This window comes from Leptospira tipperaryensis (assembly GCF_001729245.1).
GTDB classification, from domain to species: Bacteria; Spirochaetota; Leptospiria; order Leptospirales; family Leptospiraceae; genus Leptospira; species Leptospira tipperaryensis.
Map to the genome: position 1 here is coordinate 44201 of NZ_CP015217.1, position 17509 is coordinate 61709.

At 41.0% G+C, this 17509-nt stretch carries 16 protein-coding genes; 8 read left to right on the forward strand and 8 right to left on the reverse strand.

What is annotated here, in order from left to right:
* Positions 1-10 precede the first annotated feature (10 nt).
* From A0128_RS00210 to A0128_RS00225, 4 genes are all read left to right on the forward strand, one after another.
* Complete coding sequence (locus tag A0128_RS00210; protein WP_069605693.1) at positions 11-1708, forward strand: methyl-accepting chemotaxis protein; 1698 nt, start codon at positions 11-13, stop codon at positions 1706-1708.
* An 87-nt stretch (positions 1709-1795) separates the two neighbouring features.
* Positions 1796-2674 carry a M50 family metallopeptidase gene (locus A0128_RS00215; protein WP_069605694.1) on the forward strand — a complete coding sequence of 293 codons (879 nt, stop codon included), beginning with the start codon at positions 1796-1798 and terminating at the stop codon, positions 2672-2674.
* On the forward strand, positions 2671-3609 hold the full coding sequence (locus A0128_RS00220) for a UDP-glucuronic acid decarboxylase family protein (RefSeq protein WP_069605695.1): 939 nt from the start codon (positions 2671-2673) through the stop codon (positions 3607-3609). Before A0128_RS00215 ends, A0128_RS00220 begins: the two co-directional genes overlap by 4 nt.
* A 75-nt stretch (positions 3610-3684) precedes the next feature.
* Positions 3685-4854: a Re/Si-specific NAD(P)(+) transhydrogenase subunit alpha gene (locus A0128_RS00225; RefSeq protein ID WP_069605696.1), complete on the forward strand. Its 1170-nt coding sequence runs from the start codon at positions 3685-3687 to the stop codon at positions 4852-4854.
* Here the strand turns inward: A0128_RS00225 and A0128_RS00230 are convergent.
* From A0128_RS00230 to A0128_RS00245, 4 genes are read right to left on the reverse strand one after another with little or no spacing between them, the layout of a single operon-like run.
* Positions 4813-5349, reverse strand: coding sequence for a phosphatase PAP2 family protein (locus A0128_RS00230; RefSeq protein WP_069605697.1), 537 nt, complete (start codon positions 5347-5349; stop codon positions 4813-4815). The two genes, A0128_RS00225 and A0128_RS00230, sit on opposite strands and share 42 nt — an antisense overlap.
* Positions 5346-6665, reverse strand: coding sequence for a histidine--tRNA ligase (gene hisS, locus A0128_RS00235; protein WP_069605698.1), 1320 nt, complete (start codon positions 6663-6665; stop codon positions 5346-5348). Before hisS ends, A0128_RS00230 begins: the two co-directional genes overlap by 4 nt.
* 6 nt (positions 6666-6671) lie before the next feature.
* Positions 6672-7820 carry a DUF1577 domain-containing protein gene (locus A0128_RS00240; RefSeq protein WP_069605699.1) on the reverse strand — a complete coding sequence of 383 codons (1149 nt, stop codon included), beginning with the start codon at positions 7818-7820 and terminating at the stop codon, positions 6672-6674.
* A gap of 9 nt (positions 7821-7829) precedes the next feature.
* Positions 7830-9902, reverse strand: coding sequence for an OmpA family protein (locus A0128_RS00245; protein WP_069605700.1), 2073 nt, complete (start codon positions 9900-9902; stop codon positions 7830-7832).
* Positions 9903-9995: 93 nt separating this feature from the next.
* Between A0128_RS00245 and folP the strand changes: the two genes are divergently transcribed.
* Positions 9996-10841 carry a dihydropteroate synthase gene (gene folP, locus A0128_RS00250; RefSeq protein ID WP_069605701.1) on the forward strand — a complete coding sequence of 282 codons (846 nt, stop codon included), beginning with the start codon at positions 9996-9998 and terminating at the stop codon, positions 10839-10841.
* Between the two features lie 4 nt (positions 10842-10845).
* On the opposite strand, the gene A0128_RS00255 is transcribed toward folP, so the two are convergent.
* Together A0128_RS00255 and A0128_RS00260 are read right to left on the reverse strand one after the other, a co-directional pair.
* Positions 10846-11829, reverse strand: coding sequence for a tetratricopeptide repeat protein (locus A0128_RS00255; RefSeq protein ID WP_069605702.1), 984 nt, complete (start codon positions 11827-11829; stop codon positions 10846-10848).
* Between the two features lie 91 nt (positions 11830-11920).
* Positions 11921-12829 carry a tetratricopeptide repeat protein gene (locus A0128_RS00260; RefSeq protein ID WP_069609006.1) on the reverse strand — a complete coding sequence of 303 codons (909 nt, stop codon included), beginning with the start codon at positions 12827-12829 and terminating at the stop codon, positions 11921-11923.
* 106 nt (positions 12830-12935) lie between these two features.
* Between A0128_RS00260 and mpl36 the strand changes: the two genes are divergently transcribed.
* A complete protein-coding gene (gene mpl36, locus A0128_RS00265; RefSeq protein WP_069609007.1) occupies positions 12936-13859 on the forward strand; it encodes an RlpA family plasminogen-binding lipoprotein MPL36 in 924 nt (307 codons plus the stop codon).
* 61 nt (positions 13860-13920) lie between these two features.
* Here the strand turns inward: mpl36 and A0128_RS00270 are convergent, their stop codons facing one another.
* Positions 13921-14232, reverse strand: coding sequence for a hypothetical protein (locus A0128_RS00270; RefSeq protein WP_245667179.1), 312 nt, complete (start codon positions 14230-14232; stop codon positions 13921-13923).
* 138 nt (positions 14233-14370) lie between these two features.
* A complete protein-coding gene (gene cysE, locus A0128_RS00275; protein ID WP_069605703.1) occupies positions 14371-15087 on the reverse strand; it encodes a serine O-acetyltransferase in 717 nt (238 codons plus the stop codon).
* 122 nt (positions 15088-15209) lie between these two features.
* Here cysE and A0128_RS00280 point away from each other — a divergent pair, with 122 nt between their 5' ends.
* Both A0128_RS00280 and A0128_RS00285 read left to right on the forward strand, forming a co-directional pair.
* Positions 15210-16103, forward strand: coding sequence for a site-2 protease family protein (locus A0128_RS00280; protein WP_069609009.1), 894 nt, complete (start codon positions 15210-15212; stop codon positions 16101-16103).
* Positions 16067-17482 (forward strand): Vgb family protein, encoded by a 1416-nt coding sequence (locus A0128_RS00285; protein WP_069605704.1) that lies wholly within the window; start codon positions 16067-16069, stop codon positions 17480-17482. Before A0128_RS00280 ends, A0128_RS00285 begins: the two co-directional genes overlap by 37 nt.
* The last annotated feature ends 27 nt before the right edge of the window (positions 17483-17509 follow it).

Consider the following 17509-nt stretch of genomic DNA (forward strand, 5'->3'; position numbering starts at 1 on the left):
GGGTATCCGAATGAGAAAAAATCTTCCGGTCACAAACCGAGAAATTCAAATTCCTCCGAAAGCGGTTCTGATTTCAAGAACCGATATCAAAGGTAGAATTTCCTATGTTAGCCAAGACTTTGCTGATATAAGCGGCTTTTCTGAAAAAGAAATGTTAGGCGAGCCTCATAATCTAATTCGACATCCGGATGTTCCACCTTACGTCTATCAAGAGATGTGGGAAACGATTCAGTCTGGAAATCCCTGGAACGGCGTTGTAAAAAATCGGGCGAAGTCCGGAGATCACTACTGGGTAGATGCGACCATTACTCCGGTAATGAGCGACGGAATCGTAACCGGTTACATGTCCGTACGTAAAAAAGCTTCAACGAAACAAATCGGCAAGGCAGAATCTCTTTTTAAAGAATTACAAAATACGGATTCTCTTATCTGGAAATTTAAAGTCATTGTTAGATCTTTACTTCAAAGACTAGGTCTTGCAGGTAAAATTCTAATATATAGCTTACTCGTTTTTATTCCGCTTCTATTTGCTAATTTCGCATGGATCAGCCAAGGTTTGATCTTTCTTCCTGTGCTTGGAATTTCCTGCGGAGCGCTCGGAATCGTTTTTCTGATTCTTACAATTCTCGGATATCGAAAGCGGATTCGAGAAATCATTGCGATCCAAAAAGAGATCGTTGCCGGCAACTTTCTAAAAGAAATTCCCGCAAGAAGGGAATATTCCGAGGTCGCCGAAATTTATTCTACGCTTAGGGTTCTTGTGATCAGCGTTTGGGGTTTGCTCGTGCAGATTAAAGAGAATTTCGAAAAGAACAACGAACTCTATAGATATCTTTCTCTATCCTCGGAAAAATTTCAAACTAGTACACACTCTCAAGCGATCTCGGTTGAAGAAACCGCTTCCGCATCTCATGAACTTTCCTCGACGTTGGAAGAAATCGTGAAGTCGATTCAGTTTCAATCTTCGGGTTTGGCGGCGATCAACGAAGGGATCGGAAAGGTAAACGAATCCATTCAGAACGTTTCTAAGTCCATGGATAATCTTTCTACTCAAACCTCTTCGGTGAAACAAAAAGCTTCTCAAAGTCAGGAAACATTTGGAAGAGCGATTCTTGCGATGGATGAGATCAAAGAATATTCGAACGGCATTTCTAAAATCATCGGAATCATTACTTCCATTTCCGAAAAGACAAACCTACTCGCATTGAATGCGTCGATCGAATCCGCAAGGGCCGGAGAAGCGGGAAAGGGTTTTAGCGTGGTTGCTGAAGAAATTTCTAAGCTTGCGGATCAAACTCGAAACTCAATCAAAGATATCGTGAGCTTGATTGGAAACACAACAAAGGCCGTCGATTTCGGCGCGGAAAAAGTTCAAGAGTCCTTATCGATCGTAAAAGAACTAACGGATTATATCGGAGAAGTAAATTCATCGGCGACGATCGTTACCGCTTCGTTAGCGGCTCAGGCCGAAAAATTAAATGAGATTCGAAAAAATACGGATCAGGTAAATCAGCTTGGAGAAACAGTAACTGAATCTTCTCGGTTTCAAAAAGTGGCTTCGGAAGAAATTGCGTTGTCCATGCAGAATATTGCTGAAAATTCAGAATCAATCGCAAAGACATCGGAAGATATCAAACTTACCGTCGACGAGTCGATTTTGAAGGCGACTAAATTACAGGATATCCTCAGACACTTTAGAACTAATTGAATTCTTAGATAAATTAATAAATCAATTCTCGCGAGAAGAAACTCATTTTGTTTCTCTTGCTTTTGAATTTTGCCGATAATCTAATCGATGGAGAATCGATTTCTAAGACTGACAATTTTTATTTCGATTGCGATTACATTGTTTTCCTTTTGGGATCATCACCTTGTTAGTTATCTCAAAGACTTCATCGTTTTTATCCATGAAATCGGACACGCTATCGCCGCGCTTTTAACCGGCGGCACCGTTCACGCCATCGAACTCCATGGAAATGAATCCGGAGAAACGATTGCGATTCCCAGTTCCGGAAAAGGTTCTTTTATCTTCGTGGTTTCTGCGGGCTATTTAGGTTCCTGTTTGATCGGCGGATTTCTTTTGAATCGGGGCTTTTCCGGAAAGATGATTCGTCCGACTCTGATTTCCTTTGGAGCAATTTTGCTTCTTATGACGATCTCATATTCGAAACCGGGCAATCTTGCGCAGTACACAGGAATTCTCTGGGGATTGGGTTTTGTTTTACTAGGATTTTTTAATCTCAAAATCAATCACTTTGTGTTGGTGTTTATCGGAACGAGCATCACACTTTATAGTTTATACGATCTCTTGGATTTTACAGGAAACATCGTTTATACCGATGCGGGAATTATGGCGATGTGGATCACTGGGGCAAGTCCTTCTCAGATCATACCGAAATCGGTGATCGTCTTGGGATATTTGATTGCCCTCCTCTGGTCTTTTTTTAGCTTATCCATCATATTCATCTCGGTGAAAAAAATCTTCCAGTCTGGAACACAAGACCCAGAATTTCTACAAGAAGAAGATTCTTTCCACTTTCCCGAGGGTGCAAATGCAGAAAGCCCGTTTCCTGGAGACGTAACTCCGGAAGTTATGGAATGGTTTTTCAGTAAGGGTTTAGATTTAAACGGAAAGCCCTTGCCTGCAGAATTTTTGGAAAAAGAAGAACAATGAGCAAAAAAAGAATACTTATCACCGGCGGAGCCGGCTTTATCGGATCCCATCTTTGTAGCAGGCTTCTGGACGAAGGCAACGAAGTTATCTGTGTTGATAACTTACATACCGGAAGGAAGAAAAATATCGAAGAACTTTTTAAACATCCTAAATTTGAATTCATAAGACACGATGTAACCGATCCGATTAAACTCGAAGTGGATCAGATTTACAACATGGCTTGTCCAGCGAGTCCGGTTCATTATCAATCAAACGCGATAAAGACGATCAAGACGAATGTTCTCGGAATGATGAATATGCTCGGCCTTGCTAAAAGAGTGAAGGCAAGAATTCTTCAAGCTTCCACAAGTGAAGTTTACGGCAATCCCTTGGAACATCCGCAGAAAGAAACGTATTGGGGAAACGTAAATCCGATTGGAATTCGAAGTTGTTATGACGAAGGAAAACGCGTCGCCGAAACTCTTTGCTTTGATTATGAGAGAAATCACGATGTGGATATCAGAGTGATTCGTATTTTTAATACTTACGGACCGAAGATGCTTCCCGACGACGGAAGGGTGGTTAGTAATTTTATCGTTCAAGCTCTTAAGAAAGAAGACATAACCATTTATGGAGACGGAGAACAAACCCGTTCTTTTTGTTTTGTGGACGATCTCGTAAATGGAATCATTCGTATGATGAACACGGATGATTTTTCAGGACCCGTTAACCTCGGAAACGACGGAGAATTCACTGTAAGAGAACTTGCCGAATTGGTCTTAAAGGAAACCGGATCTTCTTCTAAAATTATTCTTAAACCGTTGCCTCAGGACGACCCGGCTCGTAGAAAACCGGACCTAACCCTCGCAAGACAACGTCTGGGTTTTGAACCAAAGGTTGCTCTTGTTGACGGAATTCGGAAAACGATCGAATACTTTAAAAATAACTTGGATTAAATTTATGCGAAGAAAATCTGGACGTACTTTGACGAAACGTGTCCGGAACACGCTATATATCACCGGGAATAAATTATGAATATTGGAATTCTAAAAGAAGCTAAAGAAGAAACAAGAGTATCCGTAACTCCTGACATCATTGACGCCTTAAAAAAGATTGGCGCGACGGTTTTGGTTGAAAAGGGTGCGGGTGTTCAGTCCTATTATCATGATGAGGATTACAAAAAAGCGGGAGCTAGTCTTGTATCTCGCCAAGATATCATCAGTAAATCTAATATCATTGTGAGCCTTCATCTTGCAGACCCTGCGACGCTCGCAAAAATCAAGCCGGGAACAATTTATCTCGGGATGTTTCAACCTGCGATGAATGCGCCGACGATTCAAAAGCTCGCAGCTAAGAAAGTAGATGTTTTGAGTTTGGATGCGATTGCGAGAATAACAAGAGCACAGTCTATGGACGTTCTTTCGTCTCAAGCAACCGTTGCCGGTTATAAAGCCGTTCTTCTTGCCGCTTCTCATTTAGCGAGATTTTTTCCGATGCTTACGACTGCGGCTGGAACAATTACTCCTGCTTCCGTATTGATCATTGGAGCGGGCGTTGCCGGTCTTCAGGCGATTGCTTCTTCCAGAAGATTGGGTGCGGTAGTCGATGTATTCGATACTAGACCGGAAGTAAAAGAACAAGTCCAATCTCTCGGAGCGAAATTTGTCGAAGTCGAAGGCGCGCAACATTCTGCGGCAGCCGGCGGTTATGCGGTAGAACAAACCGAGGAATATAAAAAACGCCAGCAAGAAGCGATCGATAAGTTTGCTCAAAGAGCGGATGTAATCATCACAACTGCGTTGATTCCAGGAAGAAAGGCTCCCCTTTTAATTACAAAGAAGATCGTAGACAATATGAAATCCGGATCCGTAGTAGTTGACCTTGCGTCTTCTATGGGCGGTAACTGTGAATATACGAAACACGGTCAAAACGTGATTACTCCGAAAGGTGTTACGGTCATCGGTCATAAGAATCTGGCTGGATCGATTCCTAATGATGCTTCTAAGATGTTCAGCAAGAACGTTCTTAACTTTTTGAAGTTATTGATTAAGGAAAAGAAAATCAATTTGGATCTGAATGACGAGATTCTTTCTTCCACCGCGATCACTTATGGTGGAGAAGTTCGTCATAAACTTACTTTAGATGCTCTTGGATCAAAATCAGGCGCAGCAAAAGCTAAGAAGAGCGCTTCCAAGAAATAGTCCCACTGCTCCAAAGATGGATCCTATGATCCATCCGCCGATCACGTCACTGACGAAGTGATGAAGAGAAAGCAACCTTCCAAATCCGGCTAAGAAACTGATTAGAATCAAGGCCGGAGAGAATTTAAATAAAAATACAAGAATCAATACTGCGGTCATCGAGTTGGCGGCGTGCGCGGATGGAAACGAATGTTTCATGTCCGGATTGGAATCTACTTTTCCAGCGACGGTGATCAGTGGTCTCTTTCTCGCGATTAATTTTTTTAAGAATAAAACGAATCGATCGTTCGCATAAGTTATCGCACCGGTAAACAAAAGCACCCAATACCAAGCAATCGGAAGATCGTTCTTTAGAAAAAGAAAGGGAAGAAGGATGATGAGGAAGACTTCTCCACGATTGATCTTAGAAAGAATATGACTCAACTTAGGATTGTGCAGATTGGCACGGATCCATGTTGAAAGTGAAAAGTCGATCTGATCTACGATTTGTATCAAAGTTGAAAGTCTTTCTTAAGAATTTCGGAAAGGCCTTTTCTAGGCAGGCTTTTCTGCTCCCCGGAAACAAGATCTTTAATCTGGACGGATTCCGATTGGATCTCCGATTCTCCAAGAAACAATACATAGCGATAACCTTTTTTTTCCGCGACCTGAATTTGTTTTCCGATTTTTGCGGAATCTAACATCGTTTCGGTGAGGATTCCATTCTCGCGGAGTTCTTTCGAAAGTTTCGAGGTTTCTAAGAATAAGGATTCATCCATAATAGGAAGGAACACTGTAGTTTGCCTTCCTAAGTCAGGAATTAAATTGTGACCTTCGAGAAAATTTTTAAGAGTCACATCGCCTAAACCGAATCCAATTCCGGAAAGTTGTTCTTTCGAAAACAATCCAATTAAGTTATCGTATCGCCCGCCGCCGTACAAGGATCTTCTGTTTTCCGGATTTGTATCAAACACTTCGAAGATACATCCCGTGTAGTAATCGAATCCTCGAATGATCGACGGATCAAAGGTAAGTTGTTTTCCAACTCCCAATTCTCCTAATTCACGAAATAGATTTCGGATAAAAGAAACGGATTCAGAATCGATGCCGGGGATTTCAGAAACATTCTCCAATGTAGAAGAAAGATAAGTTTCAATCAGAGGTAGTTGTTCTTGAGCGTTGTTTAGAAGAGGTTTGATTTCCGCTTCGAAGGCTTCGGCTGAGATCTTTGATTTTTTATCCAATAGTTTGGAAACGCCGTGAACCTGATCTTCGTTTAACTTCAAGGTGGTTTTTAAAAAGCTATCGAGAAGTTTTCTATGCGAGACCTTGATCTGATAACTTCCTTGCGGCGCGCCGAATTTTTTAAGGATAGAATCAGCTATGAGTAGAATTTCGAGTTCCGCGCGATACGTATCCACGCCGAAAAGATCCACGTTCAATTGCCAGTGTTCTCGAAGTCTTCCTTTGCCGGGTTGTTCATAGCGCCATAAGTTCGGGATGGAAAACCATCGAACCGGTCTCGGAAGATTGCGTAGATTTCCCGCCACCATTCTTGCGAGCGTAGGAGTCATTTCCGGACGGATTGCGACTCTTCTTTCGCCTTTGTCTATAAAATCATATAATTGGCGTTCTACGATTTCTTCGCCGCTTTTGGCTTTGTAGAGATCGAAAGATTCTAAGACAGGACCGTCATACTCTTGATAGCCGAAAGATAGGACTGTCTCGCGCATTACGGAAAACATCCAATTACGGAGACGCATCTCTTCCGGATAAAAGTCTCTAGTCCCCTTGTAAGGGGCTGTGGTTAAAAAGTTCTTCTGATTTTCCAAGGCAAATTACTGAGTCTTAATGAAGTTCATATTTTTCTTCAATAGAGTCATATTTGCCTTAGCATCATTGGAGCCAACTATTTCTGCGCCCACATGGTAGATTTCTCCGACCTGAAAAATATGTCGGATCTGAAATGCGAAGCGTAACGGCGCCTGCATCTTAAAAGTAATGTCCGCTGTAAACGAAGGTTTGTGTAAAAAAGACTCGATCAAGTCGGACTCGGTAACTTCTAAAAGAATTCCGCCTTCCGAAATATTAAGCACGTTCTGTCTTACATCCAAAGCCTTGGTATTGGAATCGCCCGTTCTTGAATTAAAAATCTCTTCCATCTCAAGATAGAGAGGTACGACTTTTTCGGAAATCGGTCCATCGCTGGATTCGATCACGCCCATAGCGAAGATTTGAGAATCGACACCGGTTTTGAGAAGAATCGGAAATATCAAAAGAGAACGAACCTTGCCATTCTTGAAGAATCGAATCCTTTCTTCTAAAATCAATTCTTCCTGAAGAAGTTGTTTGATCGGAAGCAAATCCATATTCGCAAATCCGTTTTCAGTTTCCGAACTCATCGTGTTCGTATCGCTTATATAAATCGGCTTTTTATGCTTTTTAACTAATTCTTCCTCTGGTGAAAGATCTTTGGAAGAGCTAAAAACCAAACGTGCGTTCGGATAACTTTGTTTAATTTTACGATTGAGATCGCTGAGAATGATTTGTCCGGAAGTTCCCAACGCTTTGCTGATTTCAAATTCTTTACGAGGAATTAAAAACTTGTGCGCGACAACCTTCCCTATCAAACCTTCAATCCTCGGAGACATCCTCTGAGTTTTGGCGATCTTTGCGAAAACAGGTTTGCAAAAGACCTGAGATTCGGTTTTTTCCGTTACATGAAATCCAATCTCGATGTGTTTGGAAAGAGTTCTATATAATACTAGCTCATCGTCTAAATTCGTCAATGTCGTATCGATCGGAAAAACGAATGTACCGTCTTCTCTAATTTCCATCGGCTTGAGCTCTTGGTGAAATGGAGATTCTTTAACCAACAATCCTTGAAAGTGAATATATTCTTTAAGAATGTATTTTATTTTATTCAGGTCCTCGATGGTTTCCCAGGATCTAGGGGCCTGTAAATATTTTTGATACATTACGTTCATGAAAACTCCTTAGAGTTTTCGAAAGCTAACCCTTCTGTTTTTTGCTCTTCCAGTTTCTGTTTCATTTTCTGCATCCGGCTGTGAATACCAATAAGCTCTTGCTTTGATTCTTTTCTCAGAAATTCCTTTAGAGATAAGATATTCATAAACGTTACGAGCTCTTTTAGCGCTCAACCTCGTGTTGTATTCCTTAGAGGCAACGTTATCCGTATGTCCCCCAATTTCAATTTTATCGGACGCATTTTTCAACAGATACTCTACAAGAGGATTTAATAACTTTTTATTGTCCTCTGTGATTTTTGTTTTATTAAATTCGAAATAAATGCGTAGATTATAGATCGGATCTACGTCCTTCTCGGCTTTAAGAAAAATGGTTATAGTTCCGTTTTTGGAAATATTTTTTTGACTAATATTTACACTTTCAGAAATGTATTTTGGCGCAATCGCAAATAATTCAAAATCGGATTCCGGCAATTTATTTACTAAAAAGGATTTTTTATCGGATTCTTGAGGAAGAGATTCTCCTTTGCGGTTAATCGGTGTAAAAAGTGTTACTTTAGCATCGGGAATAATTTCTTTTGTCTTCTCGTCCGCTACCACAACTCTCAAACCGGAAGTGACTGCGGTTTGTTGATTGTTCGTAACCGGAGGTTCTTCTACTTTTGTTTCCTCCGCTTTCCCTTCGCCGGTTTTGATCGGCAGTAAGACATAAGTCCTGTAAATTTTTCGATTCTTACCGATATTTCCACGAAGGTCTAAAATATCCTCTTGGGGATGAAAGCCCGGCGAACTGATTTCTACCTTATAGATTTTACCGGTTTGTAGCGTAGTAGCGAAGTTGGACGGTTTTCCTTTTGTAAGGTCGCCTCCGATTCTTTTGGAAGTGATTACGATTGCGGGCTTGTTTCCATCATAGATCTTAAGTGTAGAATCGAGGCCGATCATCGATTTTTCAGATCCGTCCAGAACTAGCCCTTTGAAATTAAGATTATAAGAATTTCGAAGCGATTCCGGAACCTGAAAGCGATAGATATCAAACTGACCTTCGCCTCCGGTTCGGTTTGAAGAAATGTATGCCCAGATTCCGTCTCGGTCAAAACTGATCCCTTCGTTATCGAATCCTTCCCACTTATCGGAGTTAAACGGTTTTGGTAAAAGAAAAAGAGAAGACTGATCCACTTTTGGAATCATCGAATCTGCCGTTTTTATTTCGGGAGTTTCTTCCACGTCCTCTTCGTCTTCAAGCATGTTGTCTAACGCGGATTTGTATTTTAAGAAGATTCTATAAATCTTAAACTTCTTTCGTTCGTCTTCTCGATTGGAACTAAAGTATAACTGTTCACCATCTTGATGAATGAAGGGAAGAATTTCGCTTTCAGAAGAGTTTAGAGGAGAGCCTAAATTTTTAGGCTGAGACCAAGTTCCATTCTTCGCATTTCGAACTGTAATCCAAAGATCAAAATCTCCGTAACCGCCGGGACGATCCGAAGAGAAGATCAGAAAGTTTCCATCCGGCGAAATCGCAGGCATCTTGTCATTAAAGTTGGAATTGATTTCACTTAAATGTTCAGGATCGCTCCAGCGTCCCGTTTTTTTATCTTTGATTGTACGATAAATATTTAATCCTTCAAAGCCGGTTCTTCCAACGGACGGATTGAGAGTGGATGTAAAATAGATTTCAGAAGGAGCGTGGTTTGTATCAAATAGAATTGAGATTCCACCTTCGAAGGCGTTCGAGTTGAAAAGATTCGGTTTGCGAACGCCGGCCGTTGAAGCTCGTTTCAATTCTTCTCGAATGTTTTGATTCATGTTTACCGGCTTTGTCCATTCGGCCGGGATTTCTTTATCCAGATATTGTACGTTTTCCGAAATCCAAATGTCCATACCACCCTCACCGCCGGGACGATTCGATTGAAATACGATGTACTTTCCATCGGGACTGATCAGAGGATTGTATTCGTCATTCTGCGTGTTGAGCGGCGGTCCGAATTGTTTTTCGGGCAAATCCGGAAGAGGTTGTGAAAAAATAGGAGAGAGAGCGCAGAGAAATAAGTATAAAAAGAATTTAGAAAAAGTACGCATGAATCACTCCAAAAAGAAAGTCGAAGAGGGCCGTTTTTAGTTTAATTTCAGGATCTCCCTTAAAGTATCGGTCTTGAACGAGACTTTTTAAAGATGGAAACTAGCAAGGAACCGAATTCTTCCATACATTCTCCGGTAATCTTCGGAGTTCTCAACATTACCGAGGATTCCTTTTCGGACGGTGGAAAGTATCTCACGCTTTCGGCGTCTCAAAACAAAGCCAACTCCTTACTTTCACAGGGCGCTGAGGTTGTTGATATCGGTGCTCAGTCTTCCAACGTTCAGTCCGGATTGGTCGGTCCCGAGATCGAATGGGTACGAATGAAGGAACTCATTCCAAAATTGGTAGAGGATAAGGTTCGTGTGTCCGTCGATTCGTTTCAACCCGAGGTGATTCGAAAATCATTGGAGGCCGGTGTCGAGTTTATCAATCATATCCGCGGCTTTGTCGATAAGGAATCGATCCAAGAAGCTGCCAAGTTCTCGCAGACAAATAGAAAATTCATCCTGATGTATTCTCACAATCATTCCAATCGACCGGAAAGAACTTCCCATCTCACGAAAGAGAATGTAATCAATGAAATTAAGATTTTTTTCAGAGAAAGAAAAAAGGAAATGTTAGAATCGGGAATTTCTCAAGAACAATTGATCTTTGATCCTGGGATGGGCTTTTTTTTGAGTCCCGATTTTCAGATTAGTTTTGAAGTTCTGAGAAAGATCAAGGAGCTCCAAGAAGAATTCTCGCCCATGATGGTTTCCGTAACTAAGAAGTCCTTTTTGGGAAACGCGTTAGGCGGTCTTGAAGTTTCCGAAAGGGAAATTGCCACCGTAATTACCGAACTCTATCTTTCGCTTCAGAATGTAGAATACATTCGAACACACGAACCTAAAAATTTAAAACAAGCTCTTACGATCTGGAACTTTTTACAATCCAAGTGAGGACTTAACGCCCGACCTTGATATCCTCTACGGTCTTTTTCCCGGACGAATTCAAAGTTGGTAAAATTTCTTCCTCTCGAATTTGAAGTCCCTTGTTTTGTAATCTTCGAATATAAGGAACAATCGGACTTAAATCACTATTGGGATTGATCGATAATAAAACCCGTTTCCAGAGTTCTACAAAAGGAAGGGTTTCCCTTTCCGATTCCGGCGTTTTACGAATCCATTCCATTGCTTCGGAGTAGTTTCGTTTTTCATAATATGCTTTTGCGATATAATAACTAAGATCCGGAATTTTATCGTCCGTCGATTGCAGGTTCATAGCGAACATCAGAAGATCGTCCCATTTTTCCATATCGTGCGCCAGCAAAACCATGGAAGCTCGAGCATTCTTATGATAAGGATTGATCTGAAGAATTTTTTCCAAATAGAAATAACCCTTTTCAAAATCCTGTTTTTCTAAAAAATATACGCTCAATTCTTCCCAGGAAGACACTTCCTGGCCTGGAATTTTGGATTGTACATCAAGAAGCAAAACCGTTTCTTCTCTTCTATTTTGAGAATTTAAAATTTTTCGAAGCTGCAGTATCTGATCCTTTTTTGCGGATTTTAAATAAACTTCGATTTCCTCTTTTGCAGAATCATATTCGTCGATGAGAAAGTGCATTCTGAGAAGATTTGAGAAACAGATCGGATTGGACGCGGAAAGTTTCAGGCATTCTTTCCAAGAGATTTCAGCATCATCTAAAAAAGAATTTTTCGCAAAAAGAATTCCTAAATTATTCTTATCTTCTGCGGTTGTCCCCTTACTTCTAAATCCTCTTACGCTCCAAAGACTATTTACTTTTTCCAATTCGGCTTGAGAGAATTCCATAGAATTCAAATACAAAAAGGAAGAATCGGTTTCCAAAATCTCCGCTTCGCGAATCGGATAAATACAAGAACTAAAAAAGGAAATGACTAAGACTATGAATAAATTCCAAAACATTTTAGTAGGCCATTTATGATGGCTCGTTTGAATTTCCAAACTTTGTTTGGAGCCAACGCCAACGCTTCGCTGCTTTTGGCAACCTCGCTCTCTATCGATCGCTCGCTTCCTGTGCACCAGTTTCTTCCAATTGTTTCTGAGCATAGAGCATATACTTCAGAGCCCGTTCTTTATCACCATGAAACAGATACATGAGTGAAAGATCAAGTGCATCCTGAGGACTTGGAGGTGTGAAGTCTTCCGGATTCTCCTTACTCATCTCGAATTTGGAACGAAATTCTTCCAATTTATTTTTGGTAAGTTTTTCTAAAGACTCAAAGAATGCCGCTTCTTCCGGATTCTTTTTGGATTCTTCGATCGCATCTGAAAGACGAGTGAAACCTTTGGACTGAGAAGTTGCTTGTTTGAGAATTTCAAAAGACTGTTTAAAATTTCCAAGTCGCGTATGAACTTCGGAAATCAAAACTTGCATCCGAGAATCTCCCGGATAGAGTTGATTTACTTTACTTGCGATTTCGAGACATTCTTTCCATCGTTCTTTTTCAAAATGAAAGGTCGCTAAAGCGGTCAATGCCATTCGATTCTCAGGATCGATCCGAATCGCATTGGTTAGATAGAGTTCTGTCTTTTCATCTTTTTCAAGTTGGCGATAACAATAGGCTAGAAGGATATGCGATTTTAAAAAACGTTTTTCAAGTTCTAAGGATCTTTTGAGAGATCGAACCGCAGTTTCAATTTCTCCGAGTCGATAGAGTTCGACTCCGATGTTGTAGTATAATTCCGGTGTTTTGCCGACTCCGAGAGCTTTCTGATAAATTTCGATAGCCTTTCTTGAATTTCCCTGTTTGGAATAAAGGGCGCCGAGATTTAGATAGGATTTTTGATACTTAGGTTGTGCTTGTATAATTTTTTCATACAGCCGAGTGGCCTCCGGGAACTTGCCTTCTTTTTCCAAAGTGAGAGCTTGGTTGAATAATCTGCTGATATCTGTCCCGGTCATAAAAGAATTATCGGACCAAATTCTCCCTCGGACAACCGAAAAAGTAGTAATGGAATTTTTCAATTCTACCGATTTATTAAAGGAATCACTAGGACCCGAGGGAACAATGAAACAAATAGCAATCTTAGTTGCCCTGATAATTTTTACGTCTTGCGCATCCGTTGAATCCAAACGAAGTGTAAGCGCTTCCGGAGATCCATCCGAGATTTTCTTTGAAAAAGAAATCGCTCCGATGGATAGAGAATCCGGTTCCAATACAACTTCGCAAAAACCGGCGAGAAGATCTTTTGAGGAAGAACTGAACGTTGAGAAATACGCCAAGGCTCAACCTCCTGAAAAAACAAATTCCTCCTCCGGAGATTTTGATGAAATTGGAATGTCTTCCTGGTACGGATCTAAATTCCACGGAAAACCGACTGCGAGCGGAGAGAAGTTTGATAAAACCAAACTCACTGCGGCGCATCCGACTCTTCCTTTGGGATCCATTATCAAAGTACAAAATTTAGAAAATCAAAAAGAAGTCTTAGTTCGCGTAAACGACAGAGGTCCTTTTGTAAAGGATAGAATCATCGATCTTTCCGAAAAGGCCGCAGATACGCTTGAGTTCAAAGACACGGGTGTTGCGAAAGTCGGGATCAAAGTTATCAAACGCGGCGGAGCGGCCGGTGAAGAATCGGAAGACCTTGAAAATTCCGACGACGAAGATGCCTTGTTAGGTGAAGAAACCGGAAAACCCGAAAAATTAAATCCTCAAAAAACGGATTATCCGAACAAACCGATCGCCGGTGGAAAATACATCAAAGGTTCTCCAAAAGGTTATACCGTTCAAGTTGGAGTTTTTCGCGATCAAGGAAGAGCTGAAACTTACAAATCAAATCTTGGACAAGAATACGGAGAAAAAACCTTCATGTTCACAAGAGACGGATTGTTTGTGATTCAGTTAGGCGATTTTGGAAGTCGTACTTCCGCTGATTCCTTGAAGTCGAAATTAAAAACCGACGGAATCGACTGTTTCATTCCGAAAAAATAAAACTCATTTTAAAACCGTTGTTTCCTCGGATACCCCTGTGATTTTCACGGGGGTTCTGATTTTAACGGTGAGCCCTACAGCTATCGTTTTTCATTTTACTTCTACAGATATCCTTAGCCACTTCTACGATTGCGATCCCACAAGTATTTAAACTCGGATCCACACATCCGGGATAGACCAGAAGAAGAGTTGGGAAACAATTATCGAATTCTTTCATGTCCTTTGCACAAACTTGTTCGCTCGAAACAAGCAAGTTACAATCCCAAATCCCGATCAAAAGTATAAGTGAAATCAAGCTGGAAAGAATCTTCTTTTTCATGTTGTAAATGAAAGGATTATCGTTTGAAAAAGTCATTCCGAAATTTATTTTCACCCTTCCTGGATAGCTGATTCTATTGAAAAAAGGGAAAAAGGAACTTCACGCCCAACGGGAAAATTACGGAAGTATTAGGAATTTTAAAAGTAGCCGGATTCTTCTTTTCGTTTGCAGAATTTGCAAATACAAACGTCCTTAGATTCCGCCGCCGTGAATGAATTCATCCAGGATTTCTTCCAAGTTATCTTTCCCAGACTTGGGACGAATTTTACCCCCGTCCATGTGATTGATAGAATGGACTTCCTTTTGAAGAGTTTCGATTCTTTCGAGTAAGATAGAAAAAACTCTTGCGACCGGATCCGGAATCTCGTTGTGATCGAGCATGTGCTCGCCTTCTTCGCCGATCGGCATTTTAGAACGAACGATTTTCGCCGGAATTCCGACCACGGTAGTATCATTTGGAACGTCTCTCATAACGACGGATCCCGCTCCGACGCGAACATTCTTACCGATCGTGATATTCCCTAAAATTTTTGCTCCGGCGCCTACGACGACATTCTCCAGCAAAGACGGATGACGTTTCCCGGATTCTTTCCCGGTTCCGCCTAAGGTCACGCCTTGATAGATGAGGCAACCTTTTGCAATCGTTGCTGTTTCTCCGATCACAACTCCGTGTCCGTGATCGATCATAATTCCATTTGCAATCTGAGCGCCGGGATGAATGTCTATTCCGGTGATGAATCTGGAAAAAGTATTGATCATCCTTGGGACAAGAGAGAGTCTCATCCGATAGAGAAGATGAGCCACCTTATGAAACCAGAGAGCGTGAAGACCCGGATAACAAAGTACGATTTCCAGATACGATTTAGCGGCTGGGTCATACTTCTTAATAAATTTAATATTTTCAAACAAGTGATTCTCTCCGGGCCCTGATTAGTAAGAGGCTAAAAATTCGCGATACCATGTAAAGAGGATTCTTTCCAAGAAGAATAGAATAACGATTGAACCAATCCAGATTTTCAACGCACTTAATCCTGTTTATCCTCACCTTTTTGACTCTGACTTTTCAGAGCGAGTTTCTTGAGATTCCTTTTTTACCTGTGCAATATATAAAAGAATTATTTTATCTTAGACTTCCTTATTCCCTTTCTTTAATCACAATTCTTTTGGCGCACGAGATGGGTCACTATTTGGCCGCACGTCATTACGGTGTTAAAGCGACTTGGCCTTACTTTATTCCGATTCCGTTTGGACCGATCGGAACTATGGGCGCCGTGATTCGGATTTTGGAACCCATTCGAAATAAAAAACAACTTTTCGATATCGGCATTTGGGGACCTCTGATGAGTTTGATTCTTTCGGTGCCTTGTTACGTTCTGGGAATCTATTGGTCCTCTTTGGTTCCGATGGAATCTTTAAAAGGAAATCCTGGAGTTATTTCCTTTGGAGAATCTCTTTTTACCATCTTAGTAAATCAATGGGTTCACGGTCCTTTTGATTCTTCGATTCAAGACATTTGGATTCATCCTCTTGCGCAGGCAGGTTGGGTCGGTCTGCTTGTCACTGCGATCAATCTGCTCCCCTTTGGTCAGTTGGACGGAGGACATGTAATTTATTCCGTTTTTGGCGAAAAATATCGTAAGTGGATTTATTATCTTTTTACAGGGTTTTTGCTTTTATGTTTTTGGAATTTCTCCTGGTTACTGTGGGGTTTTCTCATTTATTTCATCATAAAGGTAGAACACCCGTTTGTCCCTGACCCGGTAGTTCCTCTGGATCGGTTTCGAAAAATCGGCGGTATATTGATTTTGTGCTCGCTGATTCTTATTTTTGTACCGTCGCCGATTCAACTTGGAACTGATATAAATAGACCCGGTCTTGCAGAGGAGCTATGGATTTCACTCAAGTCAGTTTTTTCAGGTATTTAGTATTACTAGGATGTATCATTTCATTTCCGATATTTGCTCAGGATCAGGAAATCAAACTTACGGACAACGCGTACGGATTTACGTACGACGGTACTAACTTTTGGTACATTGATTCTTCGCAACGTTCTTTGTATCGTGTTGATCCTTCCGGAAGACAAGAATCGTTTCCATTAAACATTCCCTTTCTCACTGGGATCAATTTTGATCCGAGAGAAGGAAGAATTTATATCGCGTCTAGAAAACTCATTCTCAAAGTAGAACCGAATACGGGCGGAGTAACGGAACGTATTTCGGTTCCGATCGAAAAAATAGGAGGGATTGCAAGTCAAGATTCTCTTTTATACATTCTCGATCAAGAGAATGGAAAAATTTCCATCTTAGATAAAGGAACCGGAAGAATCATCGGCGGTTTTTTGACGGACCGAGCACAGCCGAAGGATCTCGTTTTCGCAAGAGATTCTCTTTGGATCTCCGATTCATCCGATGGAAATATCTATCGATACAATCCGAACAACGGAGCGATTACAGGTTCTATCAAAACTCCTTCAAAAGAAATCAGAGGGATGGTTTTTTTAGGAAGCAGAATTTATGTAGTCGATCGAACGGGCAAAGAAGTGAAGCGAGTTTCCTTTGTGGAAACGGATCGTTTTATCGCATCGGGTGAAACTACACATCAGGTAAAAGTAAAATTAACTTTTTCTCTGAACGAACTTTCAATCGCCGGAGGAATGCTCGGGATTTTTCAACCGCCTACGACCGAGCACCAGAGGGTTCGAAATCTAAAGATGGGAGAATCCGGATTCAAACAGGATTTTATCGGAAATGGAAGAGCCTTTGTAAAAAATCTCGGAGTGGACGATAAAAAAGGAACCCAGACCTTAGAATATTCTTTCGAAGTTCGAACTCAAAATATACGCTATTACGTGACCGACGATTTCCTCGAAAAGAAAGAACGAATCGGAGAGGATATCAAACCTTTCTTAAAAGGAATTCCTCTTGAAAAACAAAAAAACGCATACTACGTGGATAAGGTTTTCGATGTGAGATTGTTTAGAAACTCAATGTCATCGTTGAAAAAAAATCTGATCGATTCCGGAGTTCCGGTTCGTTCTTTATATACGGCAACGAGAGCTGAGAAGAATTCGGTTTTGTTTAAAGAAACTCTTGAAGTCTATATCCTCGGCTTTGGATGGGCGCCTATTCAGAACGTGAAACCAGGTCCGGATGAATCGTCCCGTGTTTTTAAAAAAGGGGAAGAAAGTTTGGATCTTTTTCGGGGTGAGAACTGGGAAGATATTACTTCTCCGATCTTTTACAAAAGCAGAAATTCGGAAGAATGGAAATCGATTCCGGCCGAAATTCAAGTAAGCTTCGAATGACGTCTAACGTATAAAAATAAAACTCGG